At 70.0% G+C, this 23,219-nt stretch carries 16 protein-coding genes; 11 read left to right on the top strand and 5 right to left on the bottom strand.

Annotated elements, in window-relative coordinates:
• Positions 1-325 precede the first annotated feature (325 nt).
• The 3 genes from polA (at position 326) to WMR31_RS10450 (ending at position 4,562) form a co-directional block, all read left to right on the top strand.
• On the top strand, positions 326-3,025 hold the full coding sequence (gene polA / locus WMR31_RS10440; RefSeq protein WP_340538750.1) for a DNA polymerase I: 2,700 nt from the start codon (positions 326-328) through the stop codon (positions 3,023-3,025).
• A 203-nt stretch (positions 3,026-3,228) separates the two neighbouring features.
• The gene (locus tag WMR31_RS10445; protein ID WP_340538751.1) at positions 3,229-3,684 is read left to right on the top strand and encodes a DUF6892 domain-containing protein; all 456 of its coding nucleotides are present in this window, start codon (positions 3,229-3,231) and stop codon (positions 3,682-3,684) included.
• Between the two features lie 62 nt (positions 3,685-3,746).
• The gene (locus WMR31_RS10450) at positions 3,747-4,562 is read left to right on the top strand and encodes a class I SAM-dependent methyltransferase (protein ID WP_340538752.1); all 816 of its coding nucleotides are present in this window, start codon (positions 3,747-3,749) and stop codon (positions 4,560-4,562) included.
• 37 nt (positions 4,563-4,599) lie between these two features.
• Here the strand turns inward: WMR31_RS10450 and WMR31_RS10455 are convergent, their stop codons facing one another.
• On the bottom strand, positions 4,600-5,328 hold the full coding sequence (locus WMR31_RS10455) for a class I SAM-dependent methyltransferase (RefSeq protein ID WP_340538753.1): 729 nt from the start codon (positions 5,326-5,328) through the stop codon (positions 4,600-4,602).
• Positions 5,329-5,465: 137 nt separating this feature from the next.
• On the opposite strand from WMR31_RS10455, the gene WMR31_RS10460 reads away from it, so the two are divergent.
• Positions 5,466-11,258, top strand: a complete 5,793-nt coding sequence (locus tag WMR31_RS10460; protein ID WP_340538754.1) for an alpha-(1->3)-arabinofuranosyltransferase domain-containing protein — start codon at positions 5,466-5,468, stop codon at positions 11,256-11,258.
• Here the strand turns inward: WMR31_RS10460 and WMR31_RS10465 are convergent.
• The gene (locus WMR31_RS10465) at positions 11,251-12,483 is read right to left on the bottom strand and encodes an oligosaccharide flippase family protein (protein WP_340538755.1); all 1,233 of its coding nucleotides are present in this window, start codon (positions 12,481-12,483) and stop codon (positions 11,251-11,253) included. The two genes, WMR31_RS10460 and WMR31_RS10465, sit on opposite strands and share 8 nt — an antisense overlap.
• A gap of 66 nt (positions 12,484-12,549) precedes the next feature.
• On the opposite strand from WMR31_RS10465, the gene WMR31_RS10470 reads away from it, so the two are divergent.
• Entirely contained in the window at positions 12,550-14,280 is a 1,731-nt protein-coding gene (locus tag WMR31_RS10470) for an MmpA family trehalose lipid delivery protein (RefSeq protein ID WP_340538756.1), read from the top strand.
• A gap of 53 nt (positions 14,281-14,333) precedes the next feature.
• Positions 14,334-14,489 (top strand): DUF2613 family protein, encoded by a 156-nt coding sequence (locus WMR31_RS10475; protein WP_340538757.1) that lies wholly within the window; start codon positions 14,334-14,336, stop codon positions 14,487-14,489.
• A 44-nt stretch (positions 14,490-14,533) separates the two neighbouring features.
• On the opposite strand, the gene WMR31_RS10480 is transcribed toward WMR31_RS10475, so the two are convergent.
• Positions 14,534-15,694, bottom strand: coding sequence for a glycosyltransferase family 4 protein (locus WMR31_RS10480; RefSeq protein ID WP_340538758.1), 1,161 nt, complete (start codon positions 15,692-15,694; stop codon positions 14,534-14,536).
• A 100-nt stretch (positions 15,695-15,794) separates the two neighbouring features.
• Between WMR31_RS10480 and WMR31_RS10485 the strand changes: the two genes are divergently transcribed.
• The 5 genes from WMR31_RS10485 (at position 15,795) to WMR31_RS10505 (ending at position 21,914) form a co-directional block, all read left to right on the top strand.
• Complete coding sequence (locus tag WMR31_RS10485) at positions 15,795-16,490, top strand: class I SAM-dependent methyltransferase (protein ID WP_340538759.1); 696 nt, start codon at positions 15,795-15,797, stop codon at positions 16,488-16,490.
• A gap of 133 nt (positions 16,491-16,623) precedes the next feature.
• Entirely contained in the window at positions 16,624-17,529 is a 906-nt protein-coding gene (gene pgfA, locus WMR31_RS10490) for a cell envelope lipid trafficking protein PgfA (protein ID WP_340538823.1), read from the top strand.
• A 26-nt stretch (positions 17,530-17,555) separates the two neighbouring features.
• Positions 17,556-18,521 carry an AAA family ATPase gene (locus WMR31_RS10495; RefSeq protein ID WP_340538760.1) on the top strand — a complete coding sequence of 322 codons (966 nt, stop codon included), beginning with the start codon at positions 17,556-17,558 and terminating at the stop codon, positions 18,519-18,521.
• Complete coding sequence (locus WMR31_RS10500; RefSeq protein ID WP_340538761.1) at positions 18,466-19,716, top strand: DUF58 domain-containing protein; 1,251 nt, start codon at positions 18,466-18,468, stop codon at positions 19,714-19,716. The genes WMR31_RS10495 and WMR31_RS10500 overlap by 56 nt, the downstream gene beginning before the upstream one ends.
• Positions 19,713-21,914, top strand: a complete 2,202-nt coding sequence (locus tag WMR31_RS10505) for a transglutaminase TgpA family protein (RefSeq protein WP_340538762.1) — start codon at positions 19,713-19,715, stop codon at positions 21,912-21,914. Before WMR31_RS10500 ends, WMR31_RS10505 begins: the two co-directional genes overlap by 4 nt.
• Here WMR31_RS10505 and WMR31_RS10510 read toward each other — a convergent pair.
• Both WMR31_RS10510 and WMR31_RS10515 read right to left on the bottom strand, forming a co-directional pair.
• Positions 21,892-22,785: a class I SAM-dependent methyltransferase gene (locus WMR31_RS10510; RefSeq protein WP_340538763.1), complete on the bottom strand. Its 894-nt coding sequence runs from the start codon at positions 22,783-22,785 to the stop codon at positions 21,892-21,894. The two genes, WMR31_RS10505 and WMR31_RS10510, sit on opposite strands and share 23 nt — an antisense overlap.
• Positions 22,786-22,838: 53 nt before the next feature.
• Positions 22,839-23,189 (bottom strand): hypothetical protein, encoded by a 351-nt coding sequence (locus WMR31_RS10515; RefSeq protein ID WP_340538764.1) that lies wholly within the window; start codon positions 23,187-23,189, stop codon positions 22,839-22,841.
• Positions 23,190-23,219: the final 30 nt, after the last annotated feature.

The raw sequence follows: 23,219 nt of genomic DNA on the forward strand, positions 1-23,219 counted from the left end.
CGAGCGCTGACGAAACCCCGGCGGCCGTCGCTGCCAACCTTGGTGGGGGAGGCTCACGAGGTTTCGTCGGCGCCGACGAGTTCGTTCCTCACTCGTCGGCTTGCTCAACCTCCGAGGGGGTGCGGCGGCCGGAGGTTGAGCAAGCGAGCGTCAGCGAGCGCTGACGAAACCCCGGCGGCCGTCGCTGCCGACGCTGGTGGGGGAGGCCCACGAGGTTTCGTCGGCGCCGACGAGTTCGTTCCTCACTCGTCGGCGCCCAGCCTCCCAGACGGCAACGCCTCCGGCCCTCACTGCAGCGTCGGTGGCGGCGGCTAGGGTCGAGCACGTGACCGAGGCACCCACCACCGCCGACGATGCCCGCCCGCGCCTGCTCCTGCTCGACGGCCACTCGCTGGCCTATCGCGCGTTCTTCGCGCTGCCGGTCGAGAACTTCTCCACCACGACCGGGCAGTTCACCAACGCCGTCTTCGGGTTCACCTCGATGCTCATCAACGTGCTGCGCGACGAGCAGCCCACCCACATCGGCGTCGCCTTCGACGTCTCGCGCCAGACCTTCCGCATGGAGGAGTACTCCGAGTACAAGGCCAAGCGGCAGAAGACTCCCGGCGAGTTCAGCAGCCAGCTGCCGCTGATCGAGGAGGTGCTCGACGCGCTGCGGATCCCGTTCTTGAAGAAGCCGGGCTACGAGGCCGACGACATCATCGCCACGCTCACCACCCAGGCGCTCGCCGACGGCATGGAGGTGCTCATCCTCACCGGCGACCGCGACTCGCTCCAACTGGTCACCGAGCACTCCACGGTCCTCTATCCCACCCGAGGCGTCTCGGAGCTGGCGCGGATGACACCCGAGGCGGTCGAGGCGAAGTACGGCGTCGCGCCGGCTCGCTATCCCGAGCTCGCGGCGCTGGTGGGGGAGGACTCCGACAACCTCCCGGGCATCCCCGGCGTCGGCCCGAAGACCGCGGCGAAGTGGCTCGGCCTCTACGACGGCCTCGACAACGTCATCACCCGGGCCGACGAGGTCAAGGGCAAGGCCGGCGACAACCTGCGCGCTCACCTCGGCGACGTCATGCGCAACCGGCGGCTCAACGCCCTGGTCCGCGACCTCGACCTCGAGCGCACCCCGGCCGACCTCGCCCGGCAGGCGTGGGACCGCCACGAGGTCCACACCCTCTTCGACGGCCTCGAGTTCCGCGTGCTGCGCAACCGGCTGTTCGAGGAGATCGAGTCGACCGAGGTGATCGAGGAGGGCGGCTTCGCGCTCGAGGGACAGGTCGTCGCCCCCGGCGAGCTCGGAGCCTGGCTCGCCGAGCTCGAGGCCGCCGAGCGCACCGGCCTGCACGTGCGCGGCGCGTGGGGTGCCGGCACCGGCCGGGTCGAGGGCCTCGGTCTGGCCACCGCCACCGGCCGCTCGGCCTACCTCGACGTCGCCGGCCTCACCCCCGACGACGACGCCGCGCTGGCCGCCTGGCTGGCCGACCCCGACCGGCCCAAGGTCCTCCACGACGCCAAGGGGCCCGAGCTCGCCCTCGCGGCCCACGGCTGGCCGTTGCGGGGCGTGGTGAGCGACACCGCGCTGGCCGCCTACCTGGTGCGCCCCGACCAGCGCTCCTACGACCTGGCCGACCTCACCGTGCGCTATCTCAAGCGCGAGCTGAAGGAGGAGCGAGCCGAGGCCGACGCCGATCAGGGGGCGCTCTTCGAGGAGGAGACCGACGTCGCCGGTCCGGCGATGCTGCACGCCCGCGCGGTCCTCGACCTCGCCGAGGCCCTCGACGAGCAGCTCGCCGAGCGCGGCGGCACCGAGCTGCTGGCGCAGGTCGAGCTGCCGTTGGTGCACCTGCTGACGCGCATGGAGCAGACCGGCATCGCCGTCGACATCGATCACCTCGAGTCGCTCCAGGGAGAGTTCGACTCCGAGGTCCGCGCCGCCGCGGAGGCGGCCTACGACGCGATCGGCAAGGAGATCAACCTCGGCTCGCCCAAGCAGCTGCAGGTGGTGCTCTTCGACGAGCTCGACATGCCGAAGACCAAGCGCACCAAGACCGGCTACACCACCGACGCCGACGCGCTGCAGTCGCTGTACGTCAAGACCGAGCACCCGTTCCTGGCCCACCTGCTGCGGCACCGCGACGTGATCCGGCTGCGGCAGACCATCGAGGGACTCCTCAAGACCGTCGCTCCCGACGGCCGCATCCACACCACGTTCAACCAGACGATCGCGGCCACCGGCCGGCTCTCGAGCACCGAGCCGAACCTCCAGAACATCCCGATCCGTACCGAGGAGGGCCGCCGGATCCGCGAGGGCTTCGTGGTCGGCGAGGGCCAGGAGAGCCTGCTCACCGCCGACTACAGCCAGATCGAGATGCGGATCATGGCGCACCTCTCGGCCGACGAGCTGCTCATCGAGGCCTTCCGCTCCGGCCGCGACTTCCACTCCATCACCGCCGCGCGTGTGTTCGACGTGCCGGCCGAGGAGGTCAGCGTCGAGCAGCGCGCGAAGATCAAGGCGATGAACTACGGCCTGGCCTACGGCCTGTCGGCCTTCGGTCTCGGACAGCAGCTGGGCATCGCGCCCGCGGAGGCTCGTGGCCTGATGGATGAGTACTTCGAGACCTTCGGCGGCATCCGCGACTACCTCCACGGCGTCGTGGCGCAGGCTCGCAAGGACGACTACACCGAGACCATCATGGGACGCCGCCGCTACCTGCCCGACCTCAACAGCGACAACCGGCAGCGTCGCGAGATGGCCGAGCGGATGGCGCTCAACGCCCCGATCCAGGGCTCCGCGGCCGACCTCATCAAGGTCGCGATGCTCCGCACCCAGGCCGCGATGGACGAGGCCGGCCTGGGCTCGAGGATGCTGCTGCAGGTCCACGACGAGCTCGTGTTCGAGGTCGCGCCCGGTGAGGCGCAGACGCTGGAGGCGCTGGTGCGCGAGCAGATGGCCGGGGCCGCCGACCTCACCGTGCCCCTCGACGTCTCGGTCGGCACCGGCCGCTCCTGGCACGACGCCGCGCACTGACGAGGGGCGCGCGAGCCTGCGAGCGCGCGCCCTCGTCGATGGTGGTCGAGCAAGGAGTCACCCGCGGAGCGAAGCGAGGCGGGTGAACCGACGTGTCGAGACCCGGTCGTTCGGCCGGTTTGGCCGGCCGACCCGGGTGGTAGTCGGAAGCCGTACCACTCATCGACGGGAGAACCCGTCCGAACCGAACGGTTGAGCAATAGATGTCTGAGTCCGCAGTGCCCTTCACCGACTTCGTGGTCAAGCTCTTGGTGATCGACCACCTGATCGAGGAGGAGGGGCTCGAGCCGCCCTACGACAACGGTCACGACTGGCTCGAGGGGGAGCGCGGGATCGACTTCCAAGGTGCGGAGGGCCTGCTCTACGGCGACCTGTACGCCAAGCGCATCCCCGAGGCCGAGAAGTGGGCTCGCGAGCTGGAGATCACCGAGGATCAGCTCGCCACCGTCACCGACCTCACCTGGGACGGCGGGAACGGCATCTTCCTGCTGCTCGCGCCCAGCTGGGACGGCGAGGACGACCTCTACGACGTCGAGACCTGGGTCGACGTCACGCCCGAGCGGTTCCCGAACCTCGAGAGCCTCACCTACGCCGGCGAGCTCGAGGACTCGGTCCGTGAGGCGCTGGAGGAGGCCGGCGTCGAGGTCGAGGAGTTCTGACACCTCGACGCTCGGGGAACCGAGTCGAGGTGGTCGGGTCAGCCGCTGGCACACTGGCGCCCGTGTCCTTCGCGAGTCAGGTGCGGCTGTTCATCGACCGCCGTCTCTCCTTCCCGGTCGACGACGACGCCTTGGTCCTCGACGTCGGCAGCGGCGACAAGCCGTCGTGGCGGGCCGATGTCCTCCTCGATCGCTACGTCGGCGACGAGTTCGCCGGGCAGCGCTCGGGCACGCGGTCGGCGAGGGTGAGCAGGCCTCTCTTCGCGGCCGACGCGGCTGAGATGCCCTTTGCCGACGGCGCCTTCGACTACACGATCTGCTCGAACCTGCTCGAGCACGTTCCCGACCCCGGCAGGGTGATGGACGAGCTGATGCGGGTCTCCCGAGCCGGGTACATCGAGGTACCTGAAGCCGCCAGTGCGAAGATCGTCGACTTCCCGAGTCACGTGTGGTGGATCCGGCTGGACGAGAGCACCGCACCACCGACCCTGACCTTCGAGCCGAAGTCGAGCCGGTGGGCCGATCCCGAGATCGGCCGATACTTCGAGCGCACCGGACTCGAGAACGCGGTCGCCCGAGTTCTCGACGGTCGCTTCGAGGATCGTGTGGTCATGCTCCATTGGTCCGACCGGATCGCCTACCGGATCGAGGGCGAGGTGCCCTCGGACTTCATGCGGGTCGCACTCGAGCAACCCGGGCACACCAAGGACGTGCGGGCGTCGGTGATCGCCGCCGCCACCGACGTGGTGACCTGGCGCCGCCAGCGCGCGATCCGACGGCGCCGGATCCGCTACGACGACATCGTCCGTCCAGAGCTGCGCCGTGGAGACGGCTCCTACCTGGAGCGCCGGATCTACTCACCCGGCTCCCACCCGTGATCGCCGGCGGGTCAGTATGGCGGGTCAGTACGGCGGGTCAGTACGGATCGTAGGGCGAGTCGTGCCCGAGCGCCCGAGCCACGAAGCGCAGCCGCAGCCGGAGGAGCACCTTGATCCCGACGTTACGGATCCACCAGGGGAGCTGGGCGATCAACCGCAGTCGATCGCGAGGAGTGACGCGCCGCCGACGAAATAGCGCGAGTGAGGTCGCTCGGGACTCATAGGCGAGGTCGTCGGAGAACAGGACGTGTCGCAGGATCCCCAGCGTCACCCCGATGGAGGAGAAACAGTCGTGGATCAGCACCACGCTGTCCTCCGGTAGGTGGCGCGCCCACTTGAGGTCGTCCGACAGGGTCCAGTAGTCGTGCTTTCCGTCGATGTAGAGCAGGTCGAGGGGGCGGTTCCAGGTGGGGCGTGCCCGCGTCGAGTACTCGGGGATCAGCTCCACGACGTCCTCGACGGCGGCGTCGCGCAGGTTCCGCTCGAAGATCGCACGGGTGGGGGAGCCTCCGAAGAGCCGGCCCTCGACGAATGGATCCATCGCGATCAAGCTGGCATCGCGCGCACGCAGCGCGTGAGCGAGGACAACCGTCGAGCGGCCCTGATGACTCCCGATCTCCAGGGCGACCGAACCGGGGGCCAGTCGGGTTGCCTCGTCGTGCAACAGCTGGGCCTGGTCCCGGGTGAGCCAGCCCTTGATCCGGTCGGCGACCTCCCACAGTTGCGCAAAGGTCGCGTCGGGAGCTAGCGGATTCTGGCGTGGCACGCGGACATCCTAGGGTCAGTGACTACACTCGCGCCGCACCTTACGCACGAGTAGTCACGAGCCCCGGGAGGCACACCATCGCAGCGTGGCGCCGTTGGTCGTTCCCGGCTCCGCTCGACGGTGTCTCGGCCGCCCGGGTGCTGGTGTGGGTGCTGCTGATCGGCGCGAACCTGCTGCAGCAACCGGGTCGCACGACCTGGGACACCAAGTACGACCTGACTGCCGCCCCGGGCGAGTTCCTGGCCCGCAGCCTGCATCTGTGGAACCCGGACTCGTCGATGGGCGAGCTCCAGAACCAGGCGTACGGATACCTGTTCCCCCAGGGGCCGTTCTTCCTGCTCGGTGAGCTGGTCTCGATGCCGGACTGGGTGGTGCAGCGACTCTGGTCGGCTCTCCTCCTCATCAGCGCGTTCGAGGGAACGCGTGCGGTGGCGCGTGCGCTCGGCGCGGGTCGCGGGTCGGCCATCATCGGCGGCCTGGTCTATGCGCTCTCGCCCAGACTGCTCGGTGCGGTGGGGATCCTCAGCGGAGAGGTCCTTCCGACCGCGGTCCTGCCGTGGGCGGTTCTCCCACTCGTGCTCGCGCGCAGCGGCCGGCTGAGCAACCGGCAGGCGGCGCTGTGGACGGGTGTGGCGCTGCTGTTCATGAGTGGGGTGAACGCCGCGGGGACGGTGGCGACGTTCCCCCTGCTGATCTTGTTGATGTTCGATGTGGCGAGACGCTCGCGAGACGTCGCCCTGGTGGCCTGGAGTGCCCTCGCAGTAGTGGCGGCCACAGCCTGGTGGGCCATCCCGTTGCTGCTGCTCGGACGGTACAGCCCGCCCTTCCTCGACTTCATCGAGACGGCCTCCTCGACCACGAACTCCACCGGATGGGCCAACGACGTACGTGGCTCGGAGCACTGGCTCGGCTACTTCGTCATCGGCGACCAACCGTGGTGGCCAGGTGCGCACGCCATCGCGACCACACCAGCGCTCATCATCCTCGGCGCGGCGATCACCGCGCTCGGACTGGGCGGCCTGGTTCATCGTCAGATGCCCGCGCGGGGAGTCCTGGTGGCCTCGGCGGTGATCGGTCTGTTGTGTCTGACCGCCGGGAACGTCGCGACGGGGGGCTCACTGCTCGCCTCGGAGGTGCAGAGCCTGCTCGACGGCGTCCTCGCGCCGCTGCGCAACGTGCACAAGGTCGATCCCATCATCCGGCTTCCGCTGGCCCTGGGCGCGGCGCACGCGTTCGGGCTGCTGTGCCGGCGGGTCCGGGACGCCGAACTTCGCCGCTGGGTCGGCGGTGTCATCGCCGTCGGCGTCCTGGCCGCAGGCCTGCCCCTGTTCGCCGGGGACATTCGGATGCCGGGCTTCGACCACCGGCCCGATGCGTGGGCTCAGACGGCCGACTACCTTGCCGACCAGCCCGACAGTCGAGCGCTGGTGCTTCCGGGGTCCGGCTTCGGTCTGCAGTCGTGGGGCTGGACGATCGACGAACCGCTTCAGGGCGAGGCGCGCTCGGCATGGGTCACCCGGAGCCAGGTGCCGCTGGTTCCCGGGCCGACAGCCCGCTACCTCGACACCATCGAGCGACGGATCAACTCCGGCGAGGGCAGCCCTGAGCTGGCCGCGATGCTCGCCCGCGGGGGAATCACCCACGTCGTGCTGCGACGCGATCTCGATCCGTTCAGGACCGAGACGGTCCCCGCGGATCGTGCCGAGACCGCGTTGCTCCGCTCTCCGGGGATAGCTCCGGTGGCGTCGTTCGGTGACAGCGGGTTCGCGGGGGTCCCGATGATCGATGTCTACCGGGTTGAGGGCGCCGACAGCGGTGTGAGCCTGCTCGACCTCGAGCAGATCCCACGTGTGGTCGGATCGCCGGACGATCTGCTGCCTGCGATGGAAGCGGGCCTGCTGTCCGCCGCGCCCGCGATCATCGAGCCGAACACCGAGGGCAGCGACGCCCCGGCCGTTGTCGGCGACTCCTACGCAGACGTCGAGCGACAGTTCGGCAGGGTCCACGACGCGACCAGTGACATCCGTGCTCGGGGCGAGCCCCGGCACGAGGACCGCCGGCAGGTCGACTTCCCCGGGGTTCCCAGCGTGCCGCGGGTCAGTTCAGAGCCTGCCGGCGCGATGGTGACGGCCTCCTCGTCGCGGGGCTACGCCGACGAGTATGGCGCCGTGCGTCCCGAGTTCGCGCCGAGCGCCGCGTTCGACGGCAACGCCAACACTGCGTGGCAGTCCGGCTCGTTGCGTTCGAGTACCGATCAGTGGCTCCAGCTCGACCTCGTCAAGCCGGTCGAAGGTGGCTCGATGGCGGTGACCTTCGCCGACGTCGCGTCTGGTGCGACCGTCGTACGGGCCCGGGTGACGATGCGGGACACCGACGGCCAGGTGTTCGAAGCGGTGTACGGCGTCCCCGCCGACGGCGTCCTGCTGGTTCCGGTGCCCGCCGCGCCGATCGACCGGGTTCGGATCGCGGCTGAGGAGACCCGAGGGGAGAACCCCGCCTTCGGGCACGTCGCGATCTCGGAGGTGTCCCTGCCGGCGGTGCCGACGGGGCGCGCAACGGCGATCTCGACCCCGCTACGGCCGATCGACTCCCTGGTGCTGCGGACCGACCCGCCGCGTCGCGCTTGCGTCGACATCGGGCTCGGACCCAATTGCACGCCGTCGGATCGTGTCGACCCCGCTGATGCAGGGCGCATCGATCGACTGGTCGAGGTCACGGAGGCTGGTTCCTGGGAGCTCAGCGGCACCGTCGTCGCAGCACCGACGCGAGCAGCGGCCGCACTGTTGGCGCCCCTGGACGGCAAGGTTGATGCGCGCGCCTACTCGGTGCTCGCCGGCGATCCCGCGGTCTCCGGGGTCTTCGCTTTCGACGGCGATCCGCGAACCCCGTGGCTGAGCGAACCGGGAGCTCCGCAAGCGCGGTTGGTCCTACGACTGCCCGAGAGCAGGACGATCGACTCGCTGAAGGTCTTCGGGGCCCCTGGGCGCGGCGTCACGCCGACCGTCGCGGTGATCCGCTCGCGAGGTGAGTCGCGCACCGTGGACCTGGGCTTCGACAACTCCTTCGAGCCGCTTCGGACCGGCCGGCGGGTCACGATCACGCTGCGGCGCGGCGACGACGTCACGACCCGACGCGCGCCCCTCGGGATCGGCGAGATCGAGGTCGGCGGTCTGAACGGGCTCGCCCACGCCCCTGACCTCGACGCCCGCACCGGCGCGGTGTGTGGGCTCGGCCCGCAGGTGATCGTCGACGGCGTCGCGCGATCGACGTCGGTCAGCGGAACCGTCGACGACGTGCGACTCGGCACCCCGTTGCGTTGGACCGTGTGCGACGGCCCGGTGGACCTGGCGCCGGGACGCCATCTGATCGAGGCAGTGCCCAGCTTCCAGTTCCGCCCTGCCACGCTGGGTTGGCGACCGGTGGACGGTGCCGCGGTGGCCGACACCGCGCGGTCGGCTCGATCGGTCGAGGTGGAGTCCTGGTCGGACTCGCATCGGGAGGTTCAGGTCGGCCCAGGTGACGCGGCGGTGCTGCGAGTCCCGGAGAACCTCAACGACGGCTGGGTCGCGACGCTCGATGGCGAGAGCCTGGAGACGGTCAGCCTCGACGGTTGGCAGCAGGGCTACATCGTGCCGGCTGGGGAGGGTGGCCGCGTGGTCCTGGCCTACCGGCCTGACGGGATCTATCGTGCCGGACTGCTGATCGGTCTCGTACTCGCCGTGCTGCTGGTCCTCGCAGCGGCCTACGGACAGATCACCGAGCGCCGGAGCGAGCGTCGCACCGGTGCGTCCGGCGATCGGGAGCCCGTCACCGAGTCGGGACCCCGCCGTTCGCTGACCGGGGTCCGGCGGTGGGTGGCGCTCGGTCTGTGCGGAACGGGCTTCCTCGCCCTGGGCGGCCCGGCTGCCGCACTCGGGTTCGTGGCACCGGCGATGCGTCGCCTGCGCGCCGTGGCGGTCCCCCTCGGACTGGTGTCGATCGTGGCCTCCGGCCTGCTCTCGGCCTGGGCCTCCTCGACACTCGGCGGTAGGCCCCCGACGTCGGCGAACCTCGTCGCCGGCCTGGGAGTGGGACTGCTGGTCGGATCTGTCGCGTTCGGTGCGCGAACCGCGTCGTGGTCCGCCTGCCGGCGCTCGGTCCGCAGCCGCCTGAGGGTCCTGGCGCACTCGATCCGGTCCAACCCGGTCGTGGTGGCCGGGCTGTGCCTCATCGTCGCTCAGGCAGTCGTGCGCCTGGCGATCGCACAGGGCTCGTACTACTGGCAGGACGACTTCGTCCACTTGGACATGGCGCACCGGGTCGGGTTGAGCAAGGAACTCATCGTGCGCCAGCACAACGAGCACGTGGAGTTCGGACCGTTCGCGTTCTACTGGGTGCTGAGCCTCGCCGACGGGGTGACGTTCGTGCCCGCCGTGATCGCCCTGGTCGCCTTGCAGCTCGTCGCGGCCCTGCTCTTCTGGATTCTTCTGTGTCAGATCTTCGGACGACGCATCTGGCTCCTGATCCCGCTCGCCGCGTACCTGTTCACCCCGATCAGCCTGGTAGGTGCCACCTGGTTCGCCTCCGGCGTCGAGGCATTCACCCTGCACATCGCGATGTTCACCGCACTCCTCGGGCTGGTGCGCTTGCGTCGTACGGGGAACTGGCCGTGGGGCCTGGTGTCGGTCCTGGGGTTCACGTTCGGGTTGCTGTGCTGGCAGAAGAGTGCCGTGGTGCTTCCGGTGCTGGTCGCCGTCGACGTTCTCGTGCTGGGCGCCGGGCTGCCCTTGCGCGAGCGCATTCGGGCGTGGCGCGGGTTGTGGTGGCTCTGGAGCGCATTGGTCGGCGTGCTCGTCGTCTACATCGCGGTCTATCTGTCTTTGACGACATCGGAGTCGTTCGGCGGGGCCGTGAGCAAGGACGTCCCCGAAGCTCTGCAGGACATGCTGCTGAAGGTCTTCATCCCTGGGATGTTCGGAGGTCCGTGGACGGGCTACGGCGCCTCGAACTCGGCCTTCCCCAACGCACCGCTGGCCGTCCAGGTGATCGGCCTGGTGCTGGTGCTCCTCGTGGTGGTGGCCAGTGTGCTGCGTAGCGGCCGCAAGGCGCTTGCCGGTTGGATCCTTGCGGTGGGCTATGTGGCCGGGGATGCCCTCCTGCTGTTCGCGGGTCGTGCGGAGTTCCTCGGCCTCGTCTCACGCGATCCGCGTTACTTCACCGACGCGGTGCCGGTGGTGCTCATCGCCGTCTCGGCGGCTTTCGCTGCACCGAGACGCCGGCCGCCGGTGGACGAGGGCGGGGGAGATGTCGGCACCTCGCGCCGCGCTTCCTGGTCGCGCGTCGCGATTCCGGTCGCCCTCGCATCCGCCGTCGCCGTCAGCGGGCTGGTCACCACCTCGCTGCTCGCACCGTCTGTACAGCACGAGGAGGCGCGTCGATACGTCGAGAACCTCGTGGAGGGTGTCGGGTCCGATCCGGGCGCATCGATCTCCTCGGCCTACGCACCAGACGACATAGCCCTGCTCCGCAGCTCGGAGATGCTCCTCGGGTCGGTCGGCATGCGTCAGGTCCTCGACCGGCCGGGAACCGTCCCGTACGGCGTCGACGGGTCAGGACATGTGGTGCCCATGCGCTTGTCATATGTCGACGTCAGTGAGACAGGACCGGCGCCGCAGTGTGGGTGGGCATTGAACCGCGAGCCGCGCCGACTGCTCACTCTCGACGCGGTGTCGGACAAGCGGATCCTCCGGCTCTCCTACCTGGCCGGGAAGGCCGGCGTGATGCATGTCGAGATCGATGGGGTCGACCAGGCGGTCTCGATACCGGCCGGCGTGGGCGAGGCCTACATCTCGGTGACCGGGCTCGCCGGCGCCGTCGACGCCTGGGTGAGCGGCGGCGACGGCGCGTGCGTGACGACCGTGGAGAGGGGCGTCCTGGTGCCAGCTAGCTGACCGGGACAGAACGATCGACGCCGCGGAGCGCGAGAGTGGCGAGCACCGCGACCATGATCGCGTCGATCGCCACGACGCAGTAGGCCAACGGGGCGAGACCGTCGAGGTTCAGGCCCACCACGATGATCGACACCACGCCGCACCAGATGAGGTACGTCGATCGATGGCTCTGCCGCCCCAGCGCGAAGTAGACCAGGAACTGAAGCGTCGCGAGCAGGATGCCGAGGAAGGCGAACAGCCACAGCAGTGACTCGACCTCCGCGTAGTCGGCGCCGCCGACGAACAGCAGCGCCACTGGGCTTAGCGCGTAGGCACCGATAGTGCAGGCCACTCCTGTGCCGGCCATCACCAGCAGCCCGTGGACCAGGGCGGCGCGGCGCGAGGTGTCGTTCGACATCGATGGGAACAGGACCACGACCACGAACTGCGGTAGGAACAGGACCGCTTTGGTGACGATGAGGCCGCCGGCGTACAGGCCCGCGGTGTGCTCGTCGAGGATCTGGCGGGCGATCAGGATGTCGACGTTGGTCAGCGCGAAGAAGGCGAGCAGGGCCGCGGAGCTCGTGCCGATCTCTGAGAGCACGCTACGGATGCGGAGGGTGCCGGCGGGGGCTGCCGATGCCTCGCGCGGTCGGCGAAGCGCGATCCAGCCCGCTGCCATCGGTATGAACATCGCGGCCAGGACCGCGGCCATCGCCGCAGTGGCATCGGGACGCAGGACGATGCACGCCGTCCCGACGGCGAGTCGACCGACGCCGAGGCCCAGGTAGACCACTCCGAGCGAGCGCCATCGACGTTCGCCCTGCAGTACCCCGGCCTGCGCGCCCACCACCGTCAAGGGGGCCGTGGAGAGTGCCATCAGCACGACGGGCCAGATGTTGTCGAGGCGGACCACGTGCGCGAGGAGCGGTGTCAGGGCGAGGCATCCCACGGCCAGGACGAGCCCGACCCGGTAGGAGAGCCGGACGATCGCCCGTTCCACGACAGGTGCGTGCTCGGGGTCGGCGGCGATTCGCCTGGCCGCCGTCGCCTGCAGCCCGAGCTGCGGCACGGACAGGACCAGAAGAAACGCCATCAGGCTGGCCACCGCGCCATACTCGGCGGGCCCGAGGAACCTCGCTGCGACGACCTGGAATCCATAGGTCGCCACGTTGGCGACCAGCATTGCGACAGCGATTCCGGCGCTGCCGCGCAGTCCGGTCGAGTCGTCGCTGGGGGAGGTCACCGGAGGGACCTTAGTCTCCGGCAAGGGGTCAGTAGGTATCGACAGGCTCGTGGTTGGATCGCGGTCGTGGCCAGTCACGCGCGAGGGGATCGACCTGCGCGGCATCTCGCGGTCAAGTCCGCTCTGCCGGCGCTGTGGTCGATCTCGCTGGCCGTCTTGATGCTCTGGTCCGCGCTCGGCAGGGGCTTCGTCCTCAGCTACGACATGGTGTGGGTGCCCGACCTCACCCTCGGCGCTGACGCGCTCGGTCTGGCGAGTGGTCTCCCGCGGGCCGTTCCCAGTGACGCCGTGGTCGCCGTGCTCGATGAGATCGTGCCGGGGGAGCTCCTCCAGAAGCTGGTCCTCCTCGGTGCCCTGATCGGCGCTGGGCTGGGAGCGAACCGACTGCTCACCGGGTTGCCCTTGGCCGGGCGACTGGCCGCGGTGTCGGTCTACCAGTGGAATCCGTTCGTGGTCGAGCGGCTGCACATCGGCCACTGGCCCGTCCTGGTGGCCTACGCGGCGCTGCCCTGGATCGTCGTCGGTGCGGCCCGGTGGCGGCGTTCTGGCCGGATCCCGCCGTGGCTCTGCGTCGTGCTGCCGATCGCGTCGTTGAGCGCGAGCTCGGGTCTGGTCACAGCGATCACGCTGACAGCCATGGCCGCGACCACCCGGCCGGTGCAACTGCTCCGGATCGCGAGTCTGGTGATGGCTGCGAACGCACCGTGGCTGGTGAGCGGGCTGCTGCACGCAGGTACCGCCACAACGGCCAGCAGCGGCGCCCGCGCGTTCGCGCTCGCCGAGGAGGGATCCCTGCCGGCTCCACTGGCCGCCCTGACCCTTGGTGGCATCTGGAACTCCGAGGTCGTGCCCGACACCCGAGCCGGGCTGCTCGGGTGGATCGCCACAGCGGTGCTGGGTGCGCTCGCCGTCGGGGGTGCGCGAGCCTGGTGGCGCAGCACCGAACGGCGAGATGCCGTCGCACTGGTCGTGATCGCGTTGATCGGCTACGTGCTGGCCGTCGCGACCTGGATCGCGCCGGAGGCATCCGGGTGGTTCTTCGGCACGGTCCCCGGTGCGGGGCTGTTCCGAGACGGCGCACGCGCCCTGGCGCTGTGTGCACCGCTGCTGTGTGTGCTGGTGGCCCACGGCGTCGAATCGGCCCTGCGTGTCCTGGCTCCCGAGGCAGCCGCCCGGCTCGTGTTCGCGCCGGTGCTCGTGGCCGCACCGATCGTGCTGCTACCCGACGGGGTCCACGCCGGAGGACTGACCGCGGTCGAGTATCCCCAGTCCTACGTCGATGCGCGCGCCGCCATCGCCCAGGCCCCGGGGGCGGTGCTGAGCCTGCCCCTCACGAGCTATCGACAGCCGGAGTGGAACGACGGACGCAAGGTGCTCGACCCCGTCTGGCGGTACCTGTCGCACGACTACGTCGCCAGCGATGTGCTCGTCGTGGGTGGCACGACCATCGCCGGTGAGGATCCGCGGGTGGATCGGGTACGCGCCGCACTGGAGCGTCGGACCCCGGAGGAACGCGCGAGGGCACTGGCCGCAGAGGGCATCGGCATCGTCGTGACCGACCGCACCGCCGCCGGCGACGCCCCGCCGCAGGTCGCCGGCGACGTACTGCTCGAGGGGGACCTGCTCGTCGTCGAGCTCGACTCACCGGACGAGCCGGACCGGCCACGTTCTTGGCTGCTAGCCATGGTGGCTGCGTGGACGGCGTTCCTCGGCTGTGGCGCGGTGGGGTTCGGCTTGGCCGTCGTGCGGGCGGCGTCACGACGTCGCCAGCGTGACCCGCGCCGATCGGGGCGGTAAGTGCCAAACCTGGCGATCGCGCTGCTAGGGTGTAGCCCGACTAGGAGGCAATCGTGGGGATCAGCAGCATTGTGACGCTTGTTGCGTCGGTGGTCGTCGGTGGCGCGCTCGGAGCGGCCGGCATCGTCGGGCTCGTGAGCAGCCAGACCGCGGCACCCGACAAGTCCCCGATCAGCGTCGAGAAGCCGGTCATCGAATACGGCCAGTAGGCCCGGTACGGCCAGTAGGCCGACCCCCGGCCGGGTTGACTCGGTCAGGCGCCCTCGTCGGGGTCTTGGGCGTCGAGCCGCCGACCCTCGAGGGCCGCGAGGACGACGACCCCGAACGACTCCTGAGCGTGCTCCCAGGTGTAGGAGTGACTCAGGTCCATCGCAGCGGCCCCCATGGTGCCGCGCAGGGAATGGTCGCCGAGGAGCCGGTCGAGTGCGGCGGTGAACTCCTGCGGAGTCTCCACGAGAACTCCGGTGACGCCGTCCTGCACGGACTCCTGGGTGCCCCCCGCCGACGCGTAGGCCACCGTGGGGGTGGAGTGCATCGCTGCCTCACCCACGACCAGGCCCCAGCCCTCCTTGATCGAGGGCAGTGCGAGCACCCATGAGCGCGCATAGATCTGGTGCTTGAGCTGCTCGTCGACATGACCGTGGAACGTGACCAGGTCGGCTGCGCCCCGGGAGGCGACATACTCGCGCAGGTTCGCCTCCCACCACCCGTCGCCGACGATCTCCAGACGGACTCCGCGGTGCTGGTCGCGGAGTGCCACCACGGCGTCGACCGCGTGCTCGACCTGCTTGTGGGGGACCAGCCGGCCCACCGCGGCGATCGTCGGGCGGTCGGCCTTGGCCTCGTCGATGTCGTGGACCCTGTCGGTCCCGTTGTGGACCACGGCGATCCGGCTGCCGTCCACGCCGAGGCTGCGCAGCTCCTCGCGGGTCGCGCGCGAGACGGCGACGTACTGACAGTTGCGGTACAGCCACGGTGCGAAGCGGCGCTCGATCCACCATCCGACCTTGGCCATCACGCCCCCGAAGAGCACGCCCCACTGCTCGCGGTGCACGTGATGCACCAGCACGACCACCGGGACTCGGGTGACCACTCGGGAGAAGAACGGCAGCCCGTTCTGGATGTCGACGACCAGGTCGACGTGGCCGAACCGGCGGCACGCCAGCGCGATCATGCCGCGCAGGTACACCGTCAGCTTGGAACCACGGCGCACATACCGGACGCCGCGCACCGTCTCCTCGGGAGGAGCGGCGGCATGTGCGGCACAGAAGACCGTGACCTTGCAGCCGAGCCGCGCGAGACCCTCGGCCACCTTCTCCAGGTACCGCTCGGCTCCGCCCCCCTCGGGGTTACGGGTGTCTCGCCAGCTGAGGAAGACCACGTGCTTTCCGGCGAGGGCGTCGAGCTGATGCATCCGCGACACGGTAGAGCACGCCGCTAGGGTTCACGCTGTGATCGCCAACCCTGGGCGTGGCGGCCCGCGCCGATCGCGGCGCTCCACCCTCAAACGTTCCGTGGAGCTCTTGCGTGCCTTCCGCTACGAGCAGCCCGACCCGCCGCGCTTCTACACCGCGCTCGCTCGGGACTCGGTCGAGCAGCTGTCGGAGTACACCGATCTCGAGGGAGTCCTCCTGCTCGACGTCGGTGGCGGCCCTGGCTACTTTCGCGACGCGTTCCGCGCTGCCGGGGTTCGCTACGTCGCACTCGACGCCGACGTGGGGGAGCTGTCCGGGCTCGGACGGGTGCCGGACGGCACGGTGCTCGGGAGCGGCATGGCGCTGCCGTTCCGCGACGGCTGCGTCGACGTCTGCTACTCCTCCAACGTCCTCGAGCATGTGAGCGATCCATGGCGGATGGCCGAGGAGATGCTCCGGGTCACGCGTCCGGGCGGCACGGTCTACCTGAGCTACACGGTCTGGTACGGGCCGTGGGGCGGGCACGAGACCGCGCCGTGGCACTTCCTGGGGGGTGCGAGGGCGCGCGCCCGCTACCGGCGCACCCACGGGCGCGAGCCGAAGAACCGCTACGGCGAGTCGTTGTTCAAGGTCACCGTCGCCGACGCACTGCGGTGGGCCGGCACGCAGAGCCAGGCTGACGTGGTGGCCGTCCTGCCGCGCTACCACCCCTGGTGGGCCCGGTGGGTGCTGCGCGTGCCGATCGCGCGAGAACTCCTGACCTGGAACCTCGCACTGGTGCTGCGCCGACGCTGATCCAACCGGCCTGACTGGTCGCCGGAGATCTGCGCCGCGAGTTTCGTGTACTTGCCGGTAGCGATGCGTTACGGTTCGGCGACGTCACTGGGACGGCGAGAGGAGTTTGTCGGTGCGAACCATCTTGGGTCGAGTGCTGCTCGCAGTAGGGGGGTTCCTGCTAGTCGCCGGTCTTGTTGCGTTGATCTGGGCGCCGGGCGTGGTGAAACGAACGCCGAAGGACGTCGATTCGGTGACCCACCTGGCCGGGACCGGCGGCAAGATCGACACGTCCACCGGCGAGATCGAGGTCGGCCCCGTGGTCGCTTCGAGCATCACCAAGCAAGACTCCGAAGCATCGACGGACGACGTCGCGGTCTTCGTCAACCACTCGTGTCTGATGATCGATGAGGGCGATGTGCCCGACTGCGTCGACGACACCGATCCCCGTCTGCTGAGCGCGAGCACGAGCCTGTTCGCCACCGACCGCAAGACCGCGTTGACGGTTCCCAATGGGAACTTCCTTCCCGAGGGGAGTCCCCAGGCCGAGGGCCTGCAGAACAAGTGGCCGTTCGACGCCGAGAAGAAGACCTACCCGTACTGGGACGGCACTGCCGGCATGGCCGTCGACGCGGTCTATGACCGTGAGCAGCGCATCCAGGGCATGACCACCTACGTGTACAAGGTCGTCGTCGAGGACGCGCCGATCGAGGTCGCCGAGGGGATCACGGGCACCTACAGCAGCACCAAGGAGATCTACATCGATCCCATCACCGGCGCGATCATCCATCAGACCGACGACCAGGAGCGCTGGATCGACGACGGTCCTCAGGCCCTCGAACTGAACCTGAGCTTCACCGAGGAGCAGCAGAAGAAGAACGTCGAGGATGCGAAGAGCAACCAGCGTTCGCTCGACCTGGTGACCAAGTGGGTGCCGATCGGCGGCATCGTCGGCGGACTGATCGCCTTGGTGGGCGGGCTCTTCCTGGTGCTGCGCGAGGAGCGTCGACCTACCGACACCGCTAGCGACGATGTCTACGCCGACGGCCCGAACGCCTGACCGGCCCCGTGAGTGGGGTCTCCTCGGTGACGCTGGCCGCTGAACGGGCGGACACCTTCCACGGCATCTTCGACGAGGTCGTGGCGGCGATGGGCCGCGCCCTGCTGGGCAAGGAGCGAGTCGTCCGCCTGACCCTCAGCTGCCTGCTGGCCGAGGGCCACCTGCTCCTGGAGGATCTGCCCGGAACGGGCAAGACGATGTTGGCTCGGGCGCTTGCCAACGTGGTCGAGGGAAGTCACGCACGCATCCAGTTCACGCCGGACCTGCTGCCGACCGACGTCACCGGGGTCACGGTCTACGACCAGCATCGGGGCACCTTCGAGTTCCACCGTGGCCCGATCTTCCACGACATCGTGCTCGCCGACGAGATCAACCGGGCCTCGCCGAAGACCCAGTCGGCGTTGCTGGAGGTGATGGAGGAGGGGCACGTCACGGTCGACGGCATCACCCACGACGTGCCGTCCCCCTTCATGGTGATCGCGACCCAGAACCCGATCGAGCAAGCCGGCACCTATCAGCTGCCAGAGGCCCAGCTCGACCGATTCCTGATGAAGACCTCGGTGGGCCACCCCGACGCGGAGGCCACCGAGCAGCTGCTGCTCGATGCAGGGGTGCGTGATCGCGCGGCGCTGGTTCATCCGCTGCTCACCAGAGCGGCCGTCGGTGAGCTCGCCGCGGCTGCGACCCAGGTGTACGTGGATCCTGCGCTCATCGGGTACATCCGACGGTTGGCCGAGTCATCTCGCGAGGCCGAGCACGTCAAGCTCGGCCTCTCGGCTCGAGGCTGCCTGGCCCTGATCCGTGTCGCGAAGGTATGGGCCGCCTCGATGGGGCGTACGGCGGTCGTTCCGCAAGACATCGCCGACCTGGCTCATCCCGTCTTCTGCCACCGGATCCTCCTCGACGCCCACGCCCAGTACAGCGGAGTGGGCGTCGATGAGGTCATCGACCGCCTCCTTCGTGAAGTACCGCCACCCCGCGATCGTGCGTGACAGAGTCCTTGCGCTGAGACGAGCGATCACGCCGACGGGATGGACGGTGATCCTCCTCGGCGTCTCCTCCGCGGTGGCCGGGCAGATCGGTGGCTATCGCGAGCTGCTGGTCGTGGCGCTGTTCTGCCTGCTCGTCCTCGTCCTCGGCGCCGTGCTACTCGTGACGCCGAGTCGGGTCGAGGCTCGTCTCGAGCTCCGCCCGGCGGCGACGACCGCAGGACGCTCGGGACGCGCGACCTTGTGGGTGACCAACCGAGGTCGCCGCTCGGTGCGCAACCCGGTGGTGGTCGTGCCCATGAGGTCCGCGACCGAGGAGGCGCAGAGCTTCGCGCGGCTCCCGGTTCTCAAGCACGGGCAGACGCATCGTCAAGATGTCGTGCTACCGGCGATGGAGCGCGGCATCGCGGAGGTGGGCCCCGTCGCCGAACGGCGATCGGACCCGCTCGGACTCTTCCTGCGCCTACGCGACTGGACCAACGTCGCCGACCTGGCCGTGCGCCCGCGGATGATCCCGGTCGGCACGATGGCGACCGGTCACGTCCCCGAGCATGACGCAACGGCGAGCGAAGAGATCTCGATGAGCGACCTGTCCTTCCATGCGCTGCGCGAGTACGTGCCGGGCGACGATCTGCGCCACGTGCATTGGCGCTCCTCGGCACGTGCCGGGGTCCTGCACGTGCGGCAGTACCACGACACGCGTCGAAGCCACGTCGTGGTCGTCGTCGATCGTGCCGAGGCGGCCTACCCACGCCCCCAGGACTTCGAGCTCGCTTTGTCGATCGCGGCCTCGGTCGTTGCGCGGCTCGCCGAGGAGGCCTATCCCGTCACCTTCGCCTGCGGCACCACGCTCGCCGCCGACGAGGTCTCGTTGATCCTCGATGCGACGTGCCGCGCCGTCCTCGGCCCCGACGACCTCGAGGAGACGGCGGTGACCGCGGCCCGGTCGGCCCCCGGGTCGAGCCAGCTGATCCTGGTGTCGGGGGTGCGGCGGGAGCTGACCCGGATCGCGGCTGCGCGGGAGGCTTTCCCGCCCGACGTCCAGTTTCTGGGCGTGGTGACCGGCTGGCTCCCGGGGGAGGCCCGCGATCAGCCCCCGCGCGGGTTCGGCGACGGGCCCTCCCGGATGCTGCGGGTGCGCCGGATGGCCGAACTGCCCGCGGCGCTCGCGGCGAGTGTGTTCGGCCCGGCCCGATGAGCTCTCGATCGACGAGCATCGCCCCGTCGCCACAGGTCGCGCGCGAGCCGGCCGGAGGAGGTCCGGCGGCCTCCGACGTGCTGTGTGCGCTGATCGGCGGGGGAATCGTCCTGCTCGGCTGGCGCACGACCTTCGCCGGGTCGGGCTGGTGGATCGCTGGGCTCGCCGCTGCCGTGCTCGCCGTGATGGTGGTGATCGTCGTCCGCGACGCGGGTGGTCGAGGCGAGCTGGTGGGGTTGGCGCTGGCACTCGGATATGTGGCGGCCGCCGGACCTCTGTCCAGGGGCAGTCTCGCGATCGACGGCTGGGACGTCTTCCTCGACGGTCTCACCAGTACCGGCGAGATATGGCGCACGCTGCTGGTCACGCATCCGCCGATCGACTCCGACGGGGCCGCCCTGCTGCCGCCGATCCTCACCGCGATCCTCAGCGCCGGTTTCTCGATGTCGTTGGCAATGGGGTCCCGGATCCCCGCGGCGCCGCTGCTCGCGCTGATCCCCGGCCTGGCGGTCGTGCTCGTGCTCGGCCAGCACGAGCCCGCGTCGATCGTGGGCCTCGGCGCGGGCGCCGCGCTGCTGATGGCGTGCTGGGTGCGGCTGCGCGCAGATCGCCTCGATCGAGCGCGGTTCGGTCTCGATCCCGGACGACGGCGGCGCGCCGTCCTGGCCGCCGTCATCGTGCTGGGATGCGCGCTCCTCTCGGTCCAGCTGCTCCACGATCGATCCGACGGCGACCGCTTCGTGCTGCGCGACCAGGTCCGCCCGTACTCGGTCGCGGGCATCAGAACGCCACTGGACGAGTTCCGGAGTCTGGTTCTGAGCGACCGTCGACTGTTCTTCGTCGACGGGCTGCCCGGTGGGTCCCGGCTCCGGTTCGCAGCGCTCGACCAGTACGACGGTCAGTCGTGGTCGGCCGAGAACGACACCGACCCCGCCCGCGACGACGACCGCTTCCTTCACGTCTCGTCCACCACTCGCAATCCGGCATCGGGCGCCGAACGCACCGTGACGATCCGAGCGACCGGCGAGTGGCGGCGCCCGTGGGTGCCGACGATCGGCGCCGTCCAGTCCTTCGAGTTCGACGGACCCGACGATGAGCTGGGCGACGAGCTGCTCTACAACCCCGCCACGCAGACGGCGGTGCTGCCCGACGGTCTGACCCAGGACGTCAGCTACACAGTGATCACCCGAGACACCGACGTCCTGGCGGACCGGGACATGCGCGAGTCGACACTGCTCGACCAAGATCTGTATCGACAAGGTCCCGTCCTCGACCAGGTGATCGCGTACTGGAAGTCCGGCTACACCGCCCTGACCCCGGTCGACGCCGTCTTCAAGGTGGCCGCCGGGATCCGCAAGGAAGGCCGATACAGCCATGGCGTGCAGTCCTGGGAGCAGTCCTTCAGCGCCGGACACGACCTGCATCGATTGACCACGGACTTCCTGCTGGCGGTGCCATCGGTCGGCGACGAGGAGCAGTACGCCGCGGCGATGGCGCTGCTCGCCAACCGGATGCGAGTGCCTGCCCGGGTGGTGGTCGGCGCGATCGTGCCCGACGACGGCGTCGTGCGCGGGTCCGACGTCACGGCCTGGGTCGAGCTGCGTGCCGCGGACGGCACGTGGAGGACCCTTCCCACCGAGACGTTCATGGGGCGGCGTCCACCGGACCGTCTCGACGCCACCTTCCCGACCCCGCGCGACTACCACCCGCGGCCCGAGCAGGATGATCGCCCGGACGAGCCGCCGCCGGAGACGAACCGACCCGACGAGACGGTCGCCGAGGACTCCGGGCCCGCCGATCGTCGACCCTGGTGGCTCCTGGCGATCCCGCTGGGAGCGATGGCAGCGGGAGCGGTGCCGATGGCGAAGTGGTGGCGACGCCGGCGCCGCCTCGGCGGGGGAGCGGTCAGCACCCGCTACGCCGGAGCCTGGGACGAGCTGGTCGACCGGGCGCGTGACCTCGGGCACGACGTTCCGGTAGGGGTAGCGCGTCCCACTCAGGCACGGGCCATCGACGGCACTGCCGACCTGGCAGACGAGGCCGATCGGAGCATCTACACAGCAGAGCCGCCGAACCCGACCGATGCTCGTGAGTACTGGGCTCGCGTTCACCGCACGCTGGATGCGCTGAACGCGGGCGAGTCGCGCTGGCGTCGGGCGCGGGCGACCTTCAGTCTCAGGTCGTTGCGGTCGCGCTGATCGGCGTGGCGCGCTGGAGGTCGGCGGCGAAGATCGCGCTCCCCGGCGTGAGGCGGCCGCGCACGGCCGACCAGCCGCCCCAGACCCGGTCGTGACCCTCGGGCCACTCCGGCTCCAGCAGCGTCCGGATGACGAAGTCGGCCCCGGCGAGGAGCGCGACCCAGTCGCCGAGGGTGCGGTGGTGCTCTGCGTAGGTGACCTCGCCGGTCGCGTCGTCGACCTCGACGTAGGGCGTGCGGTCCCAGTAGGACTGGCTGGCGGTCAGGCCTGCCTCGGAGGGGTCGTCGGGGAACATCCAGCGCGTCGGGTGGGTGATGGAGAAAGCGAACCGCCCGCCGGGACGCAGCACCCGCGCGGTCTCGGCGACCGCGGCCTGGATGTCGTGCACGAACTGGAGCGCTCCGAAGGAGGAGAAGACGACGTCGAAGGAGTCGTCGGCGAAGGGCAGCTGGGTGGCGGTGCCGAGTACAGAGGGGACCGCGAGTCCGGTCTCCTCGTCGATGCGACGGGCGTGCTGGAGCTGGCGGAAGGAGAGATCGAGGCCGACCGCCCGGCCGCCGTGGGCGCGCACCCAGCGTGAGCACTGGCCGGCACCCGAACCGACCTCCAGGACGTCGCGCCCGGCGAGAGCCGCCGGGGTGCCGAGGACCTGCGCCTGGTCCTCGGTGAGGCCTTCAGGGCCCCACACGAAGCCGACGTCGCCGAGGAAGGCGCCGTGGGTGGCCTGATACTCGTCTGCGTAGCGGTCCCAGTCGGGCCCGTTCGCCCGGCGCGACTGTTCCTCGGTGATCGCTCGGCGATCCGAGCGCACCGAGGCCGGCAGCGGCGGATGGTGGCGCGAGTCGGGAGCGAGCGGGTCGGCGCCTGGCATGCAGGCACCGTAGTCCTCCCGAGCCGAGACCTGCGCTCAGCCTGGATGCAGGCTCAGTGCCCCGGGGCGCTCCACCCCGGACCCGCCGGCGGCCCGCCCGGCCCTGCGCTCGCGTAGGCCGGGCGACCGGCCTGCTTGGCCGGGGCGACGCCGGCGCCGATGAGCAGCAGCGAGCCGGCGACCAGCGAGGCGCCGCCGAACACCGAGACGACGAGCAGACCGCCGGCCTCGTCCGTGGTCTCACAGTCGGTGTTCGTGCTCTGGGTCGAGCCGTCGGGAGCCGAGACGCAGGACTCGGTGGAGTCGGTGTGCAGGCTGCCGTCGAGTGCGACGAGGACCACCAGGCCGACCACGGCGGCGGCGAGCAGGAAGAAAGCGCCCAAGGCGCTCAGGAGCATCTTCATGGCTTCGGCGTTCCCCGCACCCGCCGAAGC

The organism is Nocardioides epinepheli, assembly GCF_037936805.1.
Lineage (GTDB): Bacteria > Actinomycetota > Actinomycetes > Propionibacteriales > Nocardioidaceae > Nocardioides.

Coding starts and splice junctions, on each gene's coding strand:
- WMR31_RS10500 (WP_340538761.1), top strand. CDS start 18,466: ATGAGGTCATCGACCGCCTCCTTCGTGAAGTACCGCCACCCCGCGATC.
- WMR31_RS10505 (WP_340538762.1), top strand. CDS start 19,713: ATGAGCTCTCGATCGACGAGCATCGCCCCGTCGCCACAGGTCGCGCGC.
- WMR31_RS10480 (WP_340538758.1), bottom strand. CDS start 15,694: ATGCATCAGCTCGACGCCCTCGCCGGAAAGCACGTGGTCTTCCTCAGC.
- WMR31_RS10445 (WP_340538751.1), top strand. CDS start 3,229: ATGTCTGAGTCCGCAGTGCCCTTCACCGACTTCGTGGTCAAGCTCTTG.
- WMR31_RS10510 (WP_340538763.1), bottom strand. CDS start 22,785: ATGCCAGGCGCCGACCCGCTCGCTCCCGACTCGCGCCACCATCCGCCG.
- WMR31_RS10515 (WP_340538764.1), bottom strand. CDS start 23,189: ATGAAGATGCTCCTGAGCGCCTTGGGCGCTTTCTTCCTGCTCGCCGCC.